The following is a 13,278-nucleotide window of genomic DNA, read 5'->3' as shown; positions in this document are numbered from 1 at the left end:
GTCGGCCTCGGGTGCGACCGCGAAGAGGGCATGACGGCCGTCGTCAGCCGGGCGCTCTGCGCCGTGATTCGTTCACATGCCGACGTTCGCGGGAGCGCCTCGGCGGACGGCGCTGCGGCAGACGCAGTGATGTACGGCTGGGGTTTCCTGCCGCCCGCCGACGTGACCACCGACTTCGCGGCCGAACCGTCGACGTTCCTGAAGCCGTGCTCCTTCGGGACGGCTTGCGCGCCCGGCTCATTCAGCAGTGTCATGAACCGCAGGGCCGCCCGGCCCTCGGAGGTGCTCATCCTCATCTCGTCCACCAGCGTGTACGGATAGTCGAGCAGCGGGGTGCCGTCCTTGGGATAAAAGAGATCGAGCCTTCCGCCGTCGGTCAGCTCTGCGTTGTGGGTGAACGCGGCCTGCTCGGAGAGGGGCACCGCCTGACGGTGGTGCCCCTCCTTGAGGATGAACAAGGAAAAGGGGGACCACACCATCGCCAATGGTGGTTGTCCTCCGGCCTGTCGCGCATGATCTTCGTACCTGCATTCGAGACCTTAGCGGGACGGGAGCAGGATGGGGCGTGAATGCACAACTCAAGGCGGGTGTACAGGTGGAGGCGGGGTACGTGGCTGATTCTTTCCCCCAAGAGGCCGTGTCACGGCGGATCTTGCGGTCCGAAACGGTGCTGGTGCTGGCTCTCTCGTTGGGCGCCAGCGGGGTGTCTGCCCTGATCAGTTTTGTCGGATCACTGACGAAACCAGGGGGTTTGAAGGAACAGGCCGCAACGCTCAACAGCTCGTACGCACCAGGGCGTCCATGGCTGGATCTGGCCTGGCAACTCTTCGGAATCGCGACGGCTCTGGTGCCCGTCGCCCTCGTCGCGCATCTTTTGATGAGGGAGGGGACCGGCCTGCGTGCCATCGGTTTCGACCGGACCAGGCCATGGCCGGACCTGGGGCGCGGCGTGATGGTCGCGGCGGGTATCGGGAGCGCCGGGCTCGCCTTCTATCTGGTGGCGCGGGCAGCCGGTTTCAATCTGACCGTGGTCCCGGAAGCACTCCCCGATGTGTGGTGGAAATTCCCGGTCCTGATCCTTTCAGCGCTCCAGAACTCCGTGGTGGAGGAAGTGATTGTCGTCGGGTATCTGCTGCGCAGACTCGGGCAGTTGGGGTGGACGCCGATGGCCGCCCTGGTGGCGAGCTCGGTGCTGCGCGGCTCGTACCACCTGTATCAAGGCATCGGCGGCTTCATCGGCAACATGGTGATGGGTGTTGTCTTCGTGCTGCTGTACCGACGCTGGGGCCGGGTCGGGCCGCTGGTCGCGGCGCATGCGCTGCTCGATATCGCGGCGTTTGTCGGATACGCCCTGCTGGCGGGGAAGGTTGGGTGGCTGCCTACGCCGTGAGTGCGGTGGGGCGCCGCTGGGGCGGTGTTCACCGACGGGGCGTACGGGAGTGGTCCGTGGGTGGTGCTCAGCACAGTGGGCGTACGGGAATGGCCCGTACGCCCTCTGTCCTGTCGTCGGAAGGCTCAGAGCTCCGTCAGCAGTTCGCCGTCGATGACCGTCACGGCGTTGCCGGTCAGCAAGGTGCGGTCGCCGCGCAGTGAGGTCCGGACCAGACCGGAACGGGCGGAGGCCTGTAGCCCGGTCAGCTCGTCACGGCCGAAGCGGGCCGACCAGAAGGGGGCCAGGGCGGTGTGGGCGCTGCCGGTCACCGGGTCCTCGTCGATCCCGACGCGCGGGAAGAAGCCGCGGGAGACGAAGTCGTAGCCGCGGGCGGGGTCCTCGGCGGCGGCCGTGGCGATGATGCCCCGCCGGGAGAGGCGGGTAAGTGCGGTGAGATCCGGGGTCAGTCCTCGTACGGTCCTCTCGTCGGCCAGCTCGACGACCAGGTCGCCGATGTGAGGGCCCGTGTCGTGGACGGAGAGCGGTTCCGCGCCCAGGGCGACGGCCAGCCCGGCCGGGGCGGTCTCCGGTGTCAGGGGGGCTGTGGGGAAGTCGAGCGTGACCGTGCCGTCCGGGTGGGCGGTCGCGGTGAGGATGCCGCACCGTGCCGCGAAACGCACCGTGCCGCTCGCCGCCCGGGTGGTGTGCAGGACGTGCGCGGTCGCGAGGGTGGCATGCCCGCACATGTCGACCTCGGTGGTCGGGGTGAACCAGCGCAGTGCCCAGTCCGCGTCGCCGCCCGGCGGCAGCGGGTGGGCGAAAGCGGTCTCGGAGAGGTTCAGCTCCATGGCAATCCGCTGGAGCTGTTCGTCGTCGGCAAAGGCGTCGGAGTCCAGCAGCAGGACTCCCGCAGGGTTGCCGGTGAAGGGGCGGTCGGTGAACGTATCGACGATTCGGATCCTCATGACGTGACCGTACGTGAGGCGGAAAGGCGCAGGCCAAGGCCAATTCCGTGTCGCTGGACCGAAAAGCCCGGCCGGCGACAGGGGCTTCGACCGCCTGTCACCGATTCCGGGTGCTGCTCTGCCTGTCAGGCCGTGAGTGCCGGGCGGGCGGACCGAGGGTGTCAGAGGCGGGCGGTACGTTTCACACATCGGACCGAGGAGGCGCCATGGCGACGACGTGGAGCTTGACGATCGACTGCACGCACCCGGCGAAGTTGGCCGAGTTCTGGGCACTGGCACTGGGCTATACGGCAAAGCCCGCACCGGCAGGGTTCGGGAGCTGGGAGGAGTGGTTTGCGCATCATGAGATTCCGCAGGACGAGTGGGATCAGGGCGCGTACCTCTGCGATCCGGACGGGGTGGGCCCCGGCCTGTCCTTCCTGCAGGTGCCGGAGCCGAAGGTGGTGAAGAACCGACTGCATCTGGACGTGCAGGTCGGTGGCGGTCGTGACAGGCCCTGGGAGGAGCGATGGCCGAGTGTGGTCAAGGCGGTGGAGCAGTTGACTGCAGCGGGCGCGACCGTGATCCGTGCGGAGGAACTGCAGGAAAGGCCCGATCATGTGGTGATGGCCGATCCGGAAGGAAACGAGTTCTGCCTGGTCTGACGGTGACTTTCGCTCCGTTACGGATGCTGAGCAACGCAGGGGGTCAGACGGCCCGTTGGATCCGGCGGTTGCATCGGTGAGGGCGCTGCGGGGCCCCTCGATCTCGCCACCGGCGGGACTGGTGACCGCCTGACGGTCCTGACGCGCGGTGTTCTTCGGCCGGGGCGCGCCGGCCCTGCTGCCGGGACCGGCAAGCCGAAAGCGCGGCACCCCCGTATATGTTCTGCGACAGCGAAATGCATGGATCGCCATCGGAGTTCGACGGGTGAGCCGTTCTTGTCGCCTACCGGCTGCGCCGGGTGGTGGCGATCGCGGTCGTGGCCGCGATCGCGAGGCACAGTGGCGAATAGGCGAGCCGGTCGAGGCGCCGGAAGCGCGGTGAGACCGATCCCGGGGACAGCAGGTCGGTCCGCCCCAAGAGCCCGGCCGCACCGCGCACGCCGAGTACGCCCGCGACCCCGACCGCGCCGAGCCGGGACAGCGCCGGGCGCCGCCGAGGCCGACCCGCGACCAGCAACGCCGCGGTTCCCAACGCGCCTGCCACCGCGAAGCACGCGACAGGGCCGGGCGTCTCCGGGCGGCCGACCACCACGTCCGAGAAGGATTCCCGGTCGGGCAGCGGCCACGGCGAACCCAGACCCCACGCGACGTGCACACCGGAAAGAGCCGTCAACGCCGTGACGGAAAACCAACTTGCAGCACGCTCGATCTCCATCTCCATGGCGCTCACGCTATCGCTCACACCGATCGGCCAGTCGACGAGGGTATCCGGGTGAGCTCGATCATCTTCGGGGACAGGTCGATGCCGAACGGGGGCACCCCGAGGTCTGCCAGATGCGCCGTGACCAGGCCAGGGCCGCATCCCAGGTGGCGATCCGCATGGGCACGAGCACGAGCACGAGCACGGGCACGGACATGGGCACTGCGGGCCCGGTCATCAAGGTCGGGGCGACTGCGAGGGGCGGCGGGCGGCCTTTGGGCAGTTCGGTCCGCCGTTCGGTGGCGGACCCTTCGGGGGTGGCCCCTTCGGTGGCGGACGCGGCCGGGGCGGTGGCCATGGGAGGGCGCGCCGCGGTGACGTGCGTGCGTCGATCCTGGCGCTGTTGAAGGACCGGCCGATGCACGGGTACGAGATGATCCAGGAGATCGGTGAGCGCAGTGGCGGTGCCTGGCGGCCCAGTCCGGGCTCGGTCTATCCGACCCTCCAACTGCTGGAGGACGAGGGCCTGATCGTCAGCGCGAGTGAGGGCGGAAAGAAGCTGTTCACGCTCACCGACACCGGCCGCACGGAGGCGGAGTCGGGTTCCGAAGCGCCCTGGGAGGAAGCCGGGCGCGGAGTTGACTGGGAGAGCGTCAACGAGATCCGGCAAGCCGGTTTCGGCCTGATGGAGGCGTTCGGTCAGGTCTGGAAGACCGGCTCGGCCGATCAGCGTCAGAAGGCGCTCACGGTCGTCAATGACGCCCGTAAGAAGCTCTATCTGATCCTTGCCGACGAGCACTGAGTCCGTGGGTGGGGTGCCGAGGGCCTCGCGGCCGAGCCGCGAGGCCCTTCCCGTTGCTCCGGTGGCGGTCAGGCGGCGACGAGCCCGCCCAGTTTGCGCAGCGACTCGACGAGTGCGGCGGTCGCCGAGTCCTTGAGCTTGCCGGCCATCAGGGAGACCGCGGCGCCGGTGAAGTCCCCGTCGATGCGTACCGTGGTCGCGTCCCCGTCGGGAGTCAGCGAGTAGCGCATGGCCAGGTTGACGCCCATCGGCCCCTTTCCCTTGGTGGCCAGCAGGCGTGCGGTCTCCAGCTCCGCCACCGTCCAGGTCACCTCGGCGGGGAAGCCCATGAGCTTCATGTTCTCCTGATAGGTGGCCGCGAGTTCGAGCGTCGCCGGGCCGCCATCGGGGAAACTCGTGTGGGTGGCGTTCCACTGGCCGTACGTGGTGAAGTCCGTCAGCTGGGCCCAGACCTTCTCGGCCGGTGCTTCGATGCGCGCTTCCGCACTGACTTCGGCCATGCGACCACCCCTTCTCGGCGGGTTACGGTGTCGCGGAACGTAGCCGCAGCGACGCGAACATTCAATACTGATGAACTGTCAGATCCATGCGGGCCGTTCCCTCCGCTCCCGCCCACCAGATCAGTGCGGCATCGAACCGGTCGGAGGCGCGCGGGTGCGGGCCGTCGTCATGGCGGTGGAGCGCGGCCCAGAAGAGATCGGCGAGCGGGGCGTCCGTAGGCGCATGGATCCGGTACACGTATACCCGTCCGTCGAGTGTCGGCAGGGCGACCAACCAGGTCGCGTCTGCAGACTCCCTTCCGGCTGCCGTATGGGTGGTGGCGTGGCCTGAGGGGCGTACGAGGGTGGCTCGCGGTTGCTCCGGGGGCGCGGTGCAAGGCGGCGCGCGCCGTTTTCCCGGATCGGATCCGGGAGGGGTGATATCTCATCCGTAAGGAGGAGAAGCCGCTCTGATGTGCCCAACTTGCGTGGGATGCCTAAATGGGCCCCTCCGGCGATGCTTCGGCGCTGAGGGACTGATGGGGTAAGAGGTGTGCAAAACCGGACGCCGCGGATCCCTCAGCAGCCCGCACCGAACCGTGCTGAGTTCGACGCCAGACTCACTGTGGAGCTGGCCGCCGTGGTGACGGGTGCCCGAAGGCGCGCACTGCGCGACGGTGACCGGCAGATCGACACTGCGCATCTTCTGCATTCCCTTATCGAATCGGACCCCGAGGTGCGGGCGGCCTTCGAGGGTGGACCCCAACTGGCCAAGGTGCTCGGCTATCTCGTCCAGCGCAGTATTGGATACGGGCTCCGCTGGCAGGGCGCGGTGGAGGACTCCGGTGCTGTCCCGATCGTCGGGGACCTGGATTCCGCGGTGCGGGACACGGGAGTTGAGGGCTGGTCGCCCTCGGCCGCTTCGGCGATGGCCGAAGCCCGCGAGCGGGCGGATCTGCGCGGCGACGCGCGGGCCGGAGGGCTCGATCTGTTCGCGGCACTGGCTTCGGACCATGAGTGCCGGGCCGTCGAGGTGCTGCAGAGGGCCGGCGTCGACGCGGAACAGCTCGCAGCCCGGATCGTCGGGGCGTCCGGCCAGGGATGGCGGGGAGCCGGGGGCTGACAGCCTGACATGCGGGCGCCGATTGAGCGTGGCGGTCCGGTCAGGCCTTGAAGGCCGGGCGGAGCAGGGCGGTGATGCGGTCGGTGGGAGCGTTGCGGAGGGCGTCGAGGCCCAGGAGCTGGTGGCCGATGGTGACGCCGACCATGGTGGTGATGACCAGTGCGGCGCGCAGTTCGGGGTCATCGGCCTCCGGTAGCGCCGCACCGATGCTGTCGATCTGCAAGGCGTCAGGGGTCACTGGGATGACGCTGCTGACCGCAGCTGTCATGATGTGCCGATGCACGCGTCTCAGGGGAGAAGCGCCAGCCTGGGACTTGCCCTGGCCTCGGCGTTCGCATTCGGTGGTTCAGGGGTGGCGGCCAAGCCGCTGATCGAGGCAGGACTCGATCCGCTGCATGTGGTGTGGCTGCGGGTGGCGGGTGCCGCTCTTGTCATGCTGCCCGTCGCCTGGCGCCACCGCGGACTCGTGCGCAACCGGCCAATCCTGCTGCTGGGGTTCGGGCTGCTCGCCGTGGCCGGTGTGCAGGCCTTCTACTTCGCCGCGCTCTCCCGTATCCCCGTCGGCGTCGCTCTTCTTGTCGAGTATCTGGCGCCGGCGCTTGTCCTCGGCTGGGTCCGCTTCGTCCAGCGCCGGCCGGTCACCCGGGGTGCCGCGGTCGGTGTGGTGCTCGCCGTCGGGGGACTCGCCTGCGTGGTCGAGATCTGGTCGGGGCTGAGCTTCGACGTGGTCGGGCTGCTGTTCGCGCTCGGCGCCGCCTGCTGTCAGGTCGGTTACTTCGTCCTGTCGGACCAGGGCAGCGCGGACGGTGCGGAAGGGGGCGAACCTCCGCATCCGGTCGGTGTGATCGCGTACGGACTGCTGATCGGCACGGTCGTCCTCACCGTGGTCGCACGGCCCTGGGGCATGGACTGGTCGGTCCTGGGCGGCAGCGCGGGCATGGACGGCACGGATGTACCCGCCTGGTTGCTGCTCGGCTGGATCGTGCTGATGTCGACGGTGATCGCCTACGTCACCGGGGTGATCTCGGTGCGGCTGCTCTCACCCGCGGTGGCGGGCGTCGTGGCCTGTCTTGAGGCGGTCGTCGCCACCGTGCTCGCCTGGGTGATGCTCGGCGAGTACCTGTCGGCGCCGCAGCTCATCGGCGGTTCCTTGGTTCTGATCGGTGCCTTCATCGCTCAGTTGTCGACACCGAGGACACCCTCCGGTCCCGTCGCATCAGGACGGGGCGAGGGGCACGTTGCAGGACCGGACGGAGGCCGTGCCGCTGCCGAGGGGGAGTTGTCCACGGGTCGTGCTGCGACGTAATGTGACGATCATGCATTCGACCGTACTTCCGCCGCCTGCCGCCTAGCGCGGGCGGCCACACCTGACGAAGACCGGGCTCGGGCAGTCCCCGAGCGGTTCGTCGCTGCCCGTGTACGGAGCCGAGCGACCACCGTCCTGTCTTCATCCGGAGAAGCCACGTGTCGAATCCTGTTTCCGGCCTGCCCGTCGGGCGGAGCCTCTTCTATCTGATCGTTGCCGGTGTTGCCTGGGGCACTGCCGGGGCCGCCGCTTCGCTGATCTTCGAGGTCAGCGATCTGGGCCCGCTCGCCCTGTCGTTCTGGCGCTGCCTGGGCGGCCTCGTGCTGCTGCTTGCCGCGCTGGCGCTACGGCCCCGACGTGCGGCCGCCGCCGAACCACGCCGCCGTCGGGTGCTGCGTGTCCTGGGGACCGGCGTCGGTCTCACCGTCTTCCAGAGCGCGTACTTCGCGGCCGTCGAGGCGACCGGCCTCGCGGTCGGGACCGTCGTCACCCTCGGAGCGGGGCCCGTGTTCATCGCGATCGGTGCGCGGCTGACCATGGGGGAGCGGCTGGGACGCGGCGGACTCACCGCGGTGGCGGGCGCGCTGGCCGGGCTCGCCGTACTGGTGCTCGGCGGCGACGGGGCCACCGTACGGCCCGCCGGAGTTGCCCTTGCGCTGCTCTCCGCGGCCGGCTACGCGACGATCACCCTGCTGACCAGGTGGCTCGGCCGTGACGGCGGTGCCACCGACTCGCTCGCCACCAGCGCCTGGGCCTTCGGGATCGGAGCCGTCGGGCTGCTGCCGATGGCTGCGGCCGAAGGGCTCGTACCGCACACCGTTCAGGCCGCGCAGGTGGTGACGCTGCTGGTGTACGTGGCGGCGGTACCGACCGCGCTCGCCTACGCGCTCTACTTCGCGGGCGCGGCGGCGGTGCGTGCCGCGACGGTGTCCGTGATCATGCTGCTCGAACCTGTCAGTGCGGCGGTCATCGCCGTCGTGGTGCTGCGTGAGCGGCTCACGGCGGCCACCGTCGTCGGGACACTGCTGCTGCTCGTGGCCGTGGCGGGGCTGGCGTTCGCCGAAGCGCGCAGCGCCGCGCACGCCCGCCGCCGGGCATCCGTACCGGCCTGACCGCCGGGGTGGACGGGCTCCCCGCCCCGGCGGCGGGCCGTCCGCCCCTGGGACGGTTCAGAGCGCGGTGATGTAGTCCGGTACCCCGATGGCGGGATCGAGGTCGGCCGAGGGCAGCGGCGTCGCATAGCCGTGGGCGAGCGGGACGACGCCCGCCCAGTGGGGCAGCGTGAGGTCGTGGGGTTCGTCGTTGGGGCCGCCGGTGCGGATCTTGGCGGAGGCCTCCTGGAGGTCCAGCCGGATCACCGCCGTCGCGGCGAGCTCCTTCTCGTCGGCGGGCCGCGAGTCCGCGGACCGGCCCGGCACCACGTGATCGACGATCGCGTCGAGGGCGGTCCGCCGCTCTTGCGGGTCGGTGACCGTGCGCGCGATTCCGTGCACCACCACGGAGCGGTAGTTGATCGAGTGGTGGAAGGCGGAGCGGGCCAGCACCAGCCCGTCGACATGCGTCACCGTCAGACAGACGGGCAGGCCGGGGTCGGTCCGGCCGGCCTCCCGCAGCGGACGGGAGCCGGTCGAGCCGTGTACGTAGATCCGCTCACCGACCCGGCCGAAGAGCGTCGGCAGGACGACAGGTGCGCCGTCACGGATGAAGCCGAGATGGCAGACGTACGCCTCGTCGAGTATCGAGTGGATCAGTTCCCGGTCGTACGCCGCGCGATCGCGGGAACGGGTCGGGACGGTGCGCTCGGTCGGCTGGTACCCGGCCGCGGCGTCAGGGCCCGTGGTCTGCGGCGGTGCGGTGTCCGACATTGCGTACTCCATTGCACTAGTGCATAATCTTGTTTGTGCTAGGAGAGTATCGGATCGTCGGGCGGCGCGCATCGGAAATTTCCGCCAGTGTGGAGCGCGGGGTCGGCTCGGGGGATCTCGCGCCCGGACAAGTGCTGCCGCCCATGAGGGAGTTGGCGGCCCTGCTGGGGGTGAATCCCAATACGGTGGCGGCCGCCTACCGCACGCTCCGCGAGCGCGGGGTGATCGAGACGGCCGGGCGCCGGGGCAGCAGGGTACGGCCACGCCCGGCGAGTACGGCGCGCGGTTCGCTCCGGGTCGAGGCGCCGCCCGGGGTGCGGGACCTGGGGGAGGGGAACCCCGATCCGGCGCTGCTGCCCGCGCTGGGGGAGGCGTTCGGGGCGGCCACGGGTGAGTATGCGCGGCGGCCCGGAATGTACGGACAGGCGCCGGTGGACCCGGAGTTCGCCGCACTCGCCCGCGCCGCGCTGGATGCCGACGGAGTGCCGGCCGGGTCCGTGGTCGCGACCTCCGGATCACTGGATGCGATCGAGCGTGTACTGGTCGCGCATCTCAAGCCCGGTGACGCGGTGGCCATCGAGGACCCGGGGTGGGGCAGTTTGCTGGATCTTGTGCCGGCGCTGGGGCTGCGCCCCGTGCCCGTCGCGCTCGACGACGAGGGGCCGCTGCCCGATGCCGTCGAGCACGCGCTGAACGCCGGTGCCCGCGCGCTCGTGGTCACCGACCGCGCGCAGAATCCGACCGGGGCCGCGATCAGCGCCGGGCGCGCCTTCGAGCTGCGGGGCGTCCTCGCCGGGCACCGCGGCGTCCTCCTGATCGAGGACGACCACGGACACGCCATCGTCGGTCTGCCGCTGTACCCGCTGGCGGGCGCCACGGACCGGTGGGCGTTCGTGCGGTCCGTCGCCAAGGCGTACGGACCGGATCTGCGGGTCGCCGTGCTGACCGGCGACCCGGTCACGGTCGACCGGGTGTCGGGCCGGCAGCGGCTGGGTCCCGGCTGGGTCAGCAGACTGCTGCAACGGGCCGTGGTGCACCTGTGGTCCTCGGGTGCGGTCGATTCGGGCGAGGTGGCACAGGCGTACGCAAAGCGGCGGGACGCACTCGTGAAGGCGCTGAAGGAGCGAGGTGTGGAGGCGCACGGACGCAGCGGCATGAACGTGTGGGTGCCGGTCAGTGACGAGACCGGTGCGGTGGCGCGGCTGCTGCAGACAGGCTGGGCGGTGGCGCCCGGGGCGCGGTTCCGGATGACCGCGCCCCAGGGGATCCGGCTCACCGTCTCACCGCTCACCGAGGCCGATATCGGGCCGCTGGCCGATGCGGTGGCGGCGGCGGCGGGACCGGCGCAACCGCTGAACTACGGCTGAGGCCCGGCCTTGGCCTTGCTGTTGCGCGCCCTGCTCTGGGTGAGAGCGGCGCCCGCCAGGACCACGAGCGCGCCGACCGGAGTGTTCCAGCTCAGTTGCTTGCCGAGCAGGACGGCTCCGGCCGCCGTGGCGATCACCGGAATGAAGTAGGTGACCATCTGCGCGGTTGTCGGCCCGACCTCCTCCACCAGGCCGTACTGCATCAGCACCGCGAGTCCCGTGCCGAGCGCCCCCAGGGCGACCACGGCAAGCGTCGGGAGCAGCGGGAATCCATCGGGAGCCGATGTGAACAGCGGGGTCACCAGGGCGATCTGCGCCGTGCCGAGGAAGAGCTGGCTGCCGGTCAGGGCGAGCGTGGACGAACTGCATGTTGAACCTGGAGCGCCTGCGCACCCTGGATGCCCTCGCCCGGCACGGTTCGGTCAGCGGTGCCGCCGAGGGGCTGCATGTCACCACATCGGCGGTCTCTCAGCAGATGTCGAAGCTGGAGCGGGAGGTGGGGCAGCAGCTCCTCGCCAAGAACGGCCGCGGCGTCCGGCTCACCGATGCCGGTCAGCTGCTCGCCGACCATGCGGCCCGGATCCTGTCCCAGGTCGAGCTGGCCCAGTCCGACATCGAGGCGCAGCGCGGTGAGGTGGTGGGCGAGATCCGGCTCTCCGCCTTTCCGACCGCGGTGCGCGGACTCTTCCCCGCGGTGCTCCTCGCACTGCGTGCGGACCACCCGGAACTGCGCGTACGCACACGGGAATTGGAGCCCGAGGACGGGATCCGTGCGGTGATCAGGGGCGACATCGACCTTGCGGTGGTGCTGGACTGGAGCAACAAGCGGCTGCCGGTGCCCGGTGGCCTGTCCAAGGTCGAGCTCCTGGACGATGCACCGGACGTCGCGATGCCGGCCGGTCATCGGCTCGCGGACCGGACGGAGGTGGACCTGGAGGAGTTCGCCGACGACGAATGGGTGTCATGGCCGGAGGGTGAATTCTGCTACGACTGGCTGATGTTCACTCTGCGCTCGAAGGGCATCGAACCGCGCATCGCGCATCTGGCCGGCGAGCATCACACCCAACTCGCCCTGATCGCCGCAGGGATGGGGGTCTGTGTGGCGCCGAGGCTGGGGCGAGGACCGGTGCCCGACGGGGTGCGGCTCGTGCCCGTACGGCAGAAGATGCAACGGCACGTCCACGCCGTTTGGCGTACCGACGCGGACCGGCGTCCGTCGATCAGGGCGGCGGTGGCGGCGCTGCGGAAGGCCGGCCGGGAGCTGGATGCGCCGTCGGCGTAGGACGGGAAAGGGTGTCCTCAGGTCGCGGACGGCCCTGCGAGCTTCCGGAAGTCCCACGAGGTGATGGCCTGAGGGGTGAGCCGCAGCCAGGCGTGCCGGCCGTCGTGCGGCATGGTGTCCATCCCGAAGTACTTCGCCGCGAACAGCCGCTCCGGCGCCTCGAGTTCGGCGCACGGTTCGCCGGTACGGGGTGCCTCGCCCACAGGGAGGGCCGCGCCGGAGAGTTCGATGCCGCGCAGATCCGCGTACTCTACCCCGTCGTCCACGACCACCGCGATCCTCGGGTCGTTGCGCAGCTGGGACCAGCGCAGGCTGCGGGTGATTGAGTACAGCCAGAGCGAGGTGCCGTCCCAGGCGAACCAGAGGGCGCCGATGTGCGGGCGGCCGTCCGCGGACACGGTGGCGACCCGGCAGGTGCGCTGCTCGGCGAGATAGGTGTCGCGTTCCGAGTCCGTCATCATGATCCGACGGCCCCGTCGCTGAATGGCGGCCATGGGACGCTCCCTCCCGATAGCTGACTTCGTGTCAGAGATCATGGGGCCTCTTCCCTCATCGTGCAATGGCGGTTAACCTCGCGCGCCCGGTCCGCCAGCGAAAGGGGCAGCCGTGCCGTCCAAGGGACAGCTCGCCGCACAGCTCGATCCGGCCACCACCGTGCTTCTGACGGTCGAATGCCAGCAGGGTGTCGTGGGCCCCGGGAGCGCCCTGCCCGAACTGGCCGAGGAGGTCAGGTCCTCCGGCACCCTGCATCGCGTCGCCCGACTGGTCGCAGCCGCCCACGAGGCCGGGGTCCAGGTACTGCACGCGGTGGCCGAACGCCGTCCCGACGGGCGGGGTGCCAACAACAACGCCCGCCTCTTCCGGGCCGCCGGCCGGTTGCCCGTACAACAGCACTCGGGCACCACGGCGGTACGAATCGCTGCGCCCATCGAGGTGGCGGACGAGGACCTCGTCGTGCGCAGACTGCACGGCCTCTCACCCATCGCCGGTACGGATGTGGACGCCCTGCTGCGCAACCTCGGCTGCCGGACGCTCGTCGTCACCGGCGTCTCGGCCAATGTCGCCATCCCCAACGCCGTGTTCGACGCGGTGAATCTCGGATACACGGCGGTGGTACCGTCCGACGCCATCGCGGGGGTGCCGGCCGACTACACCCCCGCGCTGATCCGCAACACACTCGCCCTCGTCGCCACCATCACGACTACCGATGACGTACTCGGCTGCTGGCTGGGCCGAGGGCGGGCGGGGGCCTGTCCGGGCGATCAGACCCGGACAGGTCCTAGGACCAATGCCGTTCGGTTAGAGGTTCGATCTGCGGCGCAATGCTCGGCGTTTCGGCTGGTGATACGGGTGCAGCCCTTGTAGTGGTTCTC

Annotated in this window: 16 protein-coding genes and 3 pseudogenes; 9 read left to right on the top strand and 10 right to left on the bottom strand. The window is 70.0% G+C overall.

The genetic code is table 11. The annotated features are described in order from the left end of the window. Nucleotides 1-428, bottom strand: a pseudogene (locus tag ABTZ94_RS30980) (hypothetical protein); the annotation flags it as partial. 182 nt (nt 429-610) lie between these two features. Between ABTZ94_RS30980 and ABTZ94_RS30975 the strand changes: the two are divergent. Next, on the top strand, nt 611-1,390 hold the full coding sequence (locus ABTZ94_RS30975) for a CPBP family intramembrane glutamic endopeptidase (protein WP_351205679.1): 780 nt from the start codon (nt 611-613) through the stop codon (nt 1,388-1,390). 125 nt (nt 1,391-1,515) lie between these two features. Here the strand turns inward: ABTZ94_RS30975 and ABTZ94_RS30970 are convergent, their stop codons facing one another. Further along, nucleotides 1,516-2,337, bottom strand: a complete 822-nt coding sequence (locus tag ABTZ94_RS30970) for a PhzF family phenazine biosynthesis protein (protein ID WP_351205675.1) — start codon at nt 2,335-2,337, stop codon at nt 1,516-1,518. 206 nt (nt 2,338-2,543) lie between these two features. On the opposite strand from ABTZ94_RS30970, the gene ABTZ94_RS30965 reads away from it, so the two are divergent. Continuing rightward, nucleotides 2,544-2,981, top strand: coding sequence for a VOC family protein (locus ABTZ94_RS30965; RefSeq protein ID WP_351205673.1), 438 nt, complete (start codon nt 2,544-2,546; stop codon nt 2,979-2,981). 283 nt (nt 2,982-3,264) lie between these two features. Here ABTZ94_RS30965 and ABTZ94_RS30960 read toward each other — a convergent pair whose 3' ends face one another. Together ABTZ94_RS30960 and ABTZ94_RS30955 are read right to left on the bottom strand one after the other, a co-directional pair. Continuing rightward, nucleotides 3,265-3,702 (bottom strand): DUF3995 domain-containing protein, encoded by a 438-nt coding sequence (locus ABTZ94_RS30960; protein ID WP_351205671.1) that lies wholly within the window; start codon nt 3,700-3,702, stop codon nt 3,265-3,267. Between the two features lie 47 nt (nt 3,703-3,749). Beyond that, a pseudogene (locus ABTZ94_RS30955) lies at nt 3,750-3,851 on the bottom strand (methyltransferase domain-containing protein); the annotation flags it as partial. Here ABTZ94_RS30955 and ABTZ94_RS30950 point away from each other — a divergent pair. Next, on the top strand, nt 3,842-4,483 hold the full coding sequence (locus tag ABTZ94_RS30950) for a PadR family transcriptional regulator (RefSeq protein ID WP_351205677.1): 642 nt from the start codon (nt 3,842-3,844) through the stop codon (nt 4,481-4,483). The pseudogene ABTZ94_RS30955 and the gene ABTZ94_RS30950 sit on opposite strands and share 10 nt — an antisense overlap. Nucleotides 4,484-4,551: 68 nt before the next feature. Here the strand turns inward: ABTZ94_RS30950 and ABTZ94_RS30945 are convergent, their stop codons facing one another. Then, complete coding sequence (locus ABTZ94_RS30945) at nt 4,552-4,983, bottom strand: type II toxin-antitoxin system Rv0910 family toxin (RefSeq protein WP_351205669.1); 432 nt, start codon at nt 4,981-4,983, stop codon at nt 4,552-4,554. A 61-nt stretch (nt 4,984-5,044) separates the two neighbouring features. Beyond that, nucleotides 5,045-5,257, bottom strand: a complete 213-nt coding sequence (locus ABTZ94_RS30940) for a hypothetical protein (protein WP_351205667.1) — start codon at nt 5,255-5,257, stop codon at nt 5,045-5,047. 258 nt (nt 5,258-5,515) lie between these two features. On the opposite strand from ABTZ94_RS30940, the gene ABTZ94_RS30935 reads away from it, so the two are divergent. Further along, entirely contained in the window at nt 5,516-6,085 is a 570-nt protein-coding gene (locus ABTZ94_RS30935; RefSeq protein ID WP_351205665.1) for a Clp protease N-terminal domain-containing protein, read from the top strand. 40 nt (nt 6,086-6,125) lie between these two features. Here ABTZ94_RS30935 and ABTZ94_RS30930 read toward each other — a convergent pair whose 3' ends face one another. Next, nucleotides 6,126-6,323 carry a TetR/AcrR family transcriptional regulator gene (locus ABTZ94_RS30930; protein ID WP_351205663.1) on the bottom strand — a complete coding sequence of 66 codons (198 nt, stop codon included), beginning with the start codon at nt 6,321-6,323 and terminating at the stop codon, nt 6,126-6,128. A gap of 39 nt (nt 6,324-6,362) precedes the next feature. Between ABTZ94_RS30930 and ABTZ94_RS30925 the strand changes: the two genes are divergently transcribed. After that, nucleotides 6,363-7,391, top strand: a complete 1,029-nt coding sequence (locus ABTZ94_RS30925; RefSeq protein ID WP_351205661.1) for an EamA family transporter — start codon at nt 6,363-6,365, stop codon at nt 7,389-7,391. Between the two features lie 158 nt (nt 7,392-7,549). Continuing rightward, nucleotides 7,550-8,503, top strand: coding sequence for a DMT family transporter (locus tag ABTZ94_RS30920; protein WP_351205659.1), 954 nt, complete (start codon nt 7,550-7,552; stop codon nt 8,501-8,503). A 57-nt stretch (nt 8,504-8,560) separates the two neighbouring features. Here ABTZ94_RS30920 and ABTZ94_RS30915 read toward each other — a convergent pair whose 3' ends face one another. Beyond that, a complete protein-coding gene (locus tag ABTZ94_RS30915) occupies nt 8,561-9,256 on the bottom strand; it encodes a pyridoxamine 5'-phosphate oxidase family protein (protein ID WP_351205657.1) in 696 nt (231 codons plus the stop codon). A 35-nt stretch (nt 9,257-9,291) separates the two neighbouring features. Between ABTZ94_RS30915 and ABTZ94_RS30910 the strand changes: the two genes are divergently transcribed. Continuing rightward, complete coding sequence (locus ABTZ94_RS30910) at nt 9,292-10,623, top strand: aminotransferase class I/II-fold pyridoxal phosphate-dependent enzyme (protein WP_351205655.1); 1,332 nt, start codon at nt 9,292-9,294, stop codon at nt 10,621-10,623. A gap of 23 nt (nt 10,624-10,646) precedes the next feature. Here the strand turns inward: ABTZ94_RS30910 and ABTZ94_RS30905 are convergent. Continuing rightward, nucleotides 10,647-10,985: pseudogene (locus ABTZ94_RS30905) on the bottom strand (EamA family transporter); the annotation flags it as partial. A 5-nt stretch (nt 10,986-10,990) separates the two neighbouring features. Between ABTZ94_RS30905 and ABTZ94_RS30900 the strand changes: the two are divergent. Then, entirely contained in the window at nt 10,991-11,905 is a 915-nt protein-coding gene (locus ABTZ94_RS30900; RefSeq protein ID WP_351205653.1) for a LysR family transcriptional regulator, read from the top strand. A 17-nt stretch (nt 11,906-11,922) separates the two neighbouring features. Here ABTZ94_RS30900 and ABTZ94_RS30895 read toward each other — a convergent pair whose 3' ends face one another. Continuing rightward, on the bottom strand, nt 11,923-12,399 hold the full coding sequence (locus tag ABTZ94_RS30895; RefSeq protein ID WP_351205651.1) for a pyridoxamine 5'-phosphate oxidase family protein: 477 nt from the start codon (nt 12,397-12,399) through the stop codon (nt 11,923-11,925). Between the two features lie 112 nt (nt 12,400-12,511). On the opposite strand from ABTZ94_RS30895, the gene ABTZ94_RS30890 reads away from it, so the two are divergent. Beyond that, nucleotides 12,512-13,270, top strand: a complete 759-nt coding sequence (locus ABTZ94_RS30890; protein WP_351205649.1) for a cysteine hydrolase family protein — start codon at nt 12,512-12,514, stop codon at nt 13,268-13,270. The last annotated feature ends 8 nt before the right edge of the window (nt 13,271-13,278 follow it).

It is taken from the genome of Streptomyces sp. NPDC002785 (assembly GCF_040295565.1).
Classification (GTDB): domain Bacteria; phylum Actinomycetota; class Actinomycetes; order Streptomycetales; family Streptomycetaceae; genus Streptomyces.
This window is presented reverse-complemented; position numbering and strand designations above follow the sequence as displayed.

What these genes read in the sequence shown, in the direction of transcription:
- ABTZ94_RS30915 (WP_351205657.1), bottom strand. Translation starts at nt 9,256, where the DNA reads ATGTCGGACACCGCACCGCCGCAGACCACGGGCCCTGACGCCGCGGCC.
- ABTZ94_RS30945 (WP_351205669.1), bottom strand. Translation starts at nt 4,983, where the DNA reads ATGGCCGAAGTCAGTGCGGAAGCGCGCATCGAAGCACCGGCCGAGAAG.
- ABTZ94_RS30925 (WP_351205661.1), top strand. Translation starts at nt 6,363, where the DNA reads ATGCACGCGTCTCAGGGGAGAAGCGCCAGCCTGGGACTTGCCCTGGCC.
- ABTZ94_RS30970 (WP_351205675.1), bottom strand. Translation starts at nt 2,337, where the DNA reads ATGAGGATCCGAATCGTCGATACGTTCACCGACCGCCCCTTCACCGGC.
- ABTZ94_RS30900 (WP_351205653.1), top strand. Translation starts at nt 10,991, where the DNA reads ATGTTGAACCTGGAGCGCCTGCGCACCCTGGATGCCCTCGCCCGGCAC.
- ABTZ94_RS30965 (WP_351205673.1), top strand. Translation starts at nt 2,544, where the DNA reads ATGGCGACGACGTGGAGCTTGACGATCGACTGCACGCACCCGGCGAAG.
- ABTZ94_RS30960 (WP_351205671.1), bottom strand. Translation starts at nt 3,702, where the DNA reads ATGGAGATGGAGATCGAGCGTGCTGCAAGTTGGTTTTCCGTCACGGCG.
- ABTZ94_RS30895 (WP_351205651.1), bottom strand. Translation starts at nt 12,399, where the DNA reads ATGGCCGCCATTCAGCGACGGGGCCGTCGGATCATGATGACGGACTCG.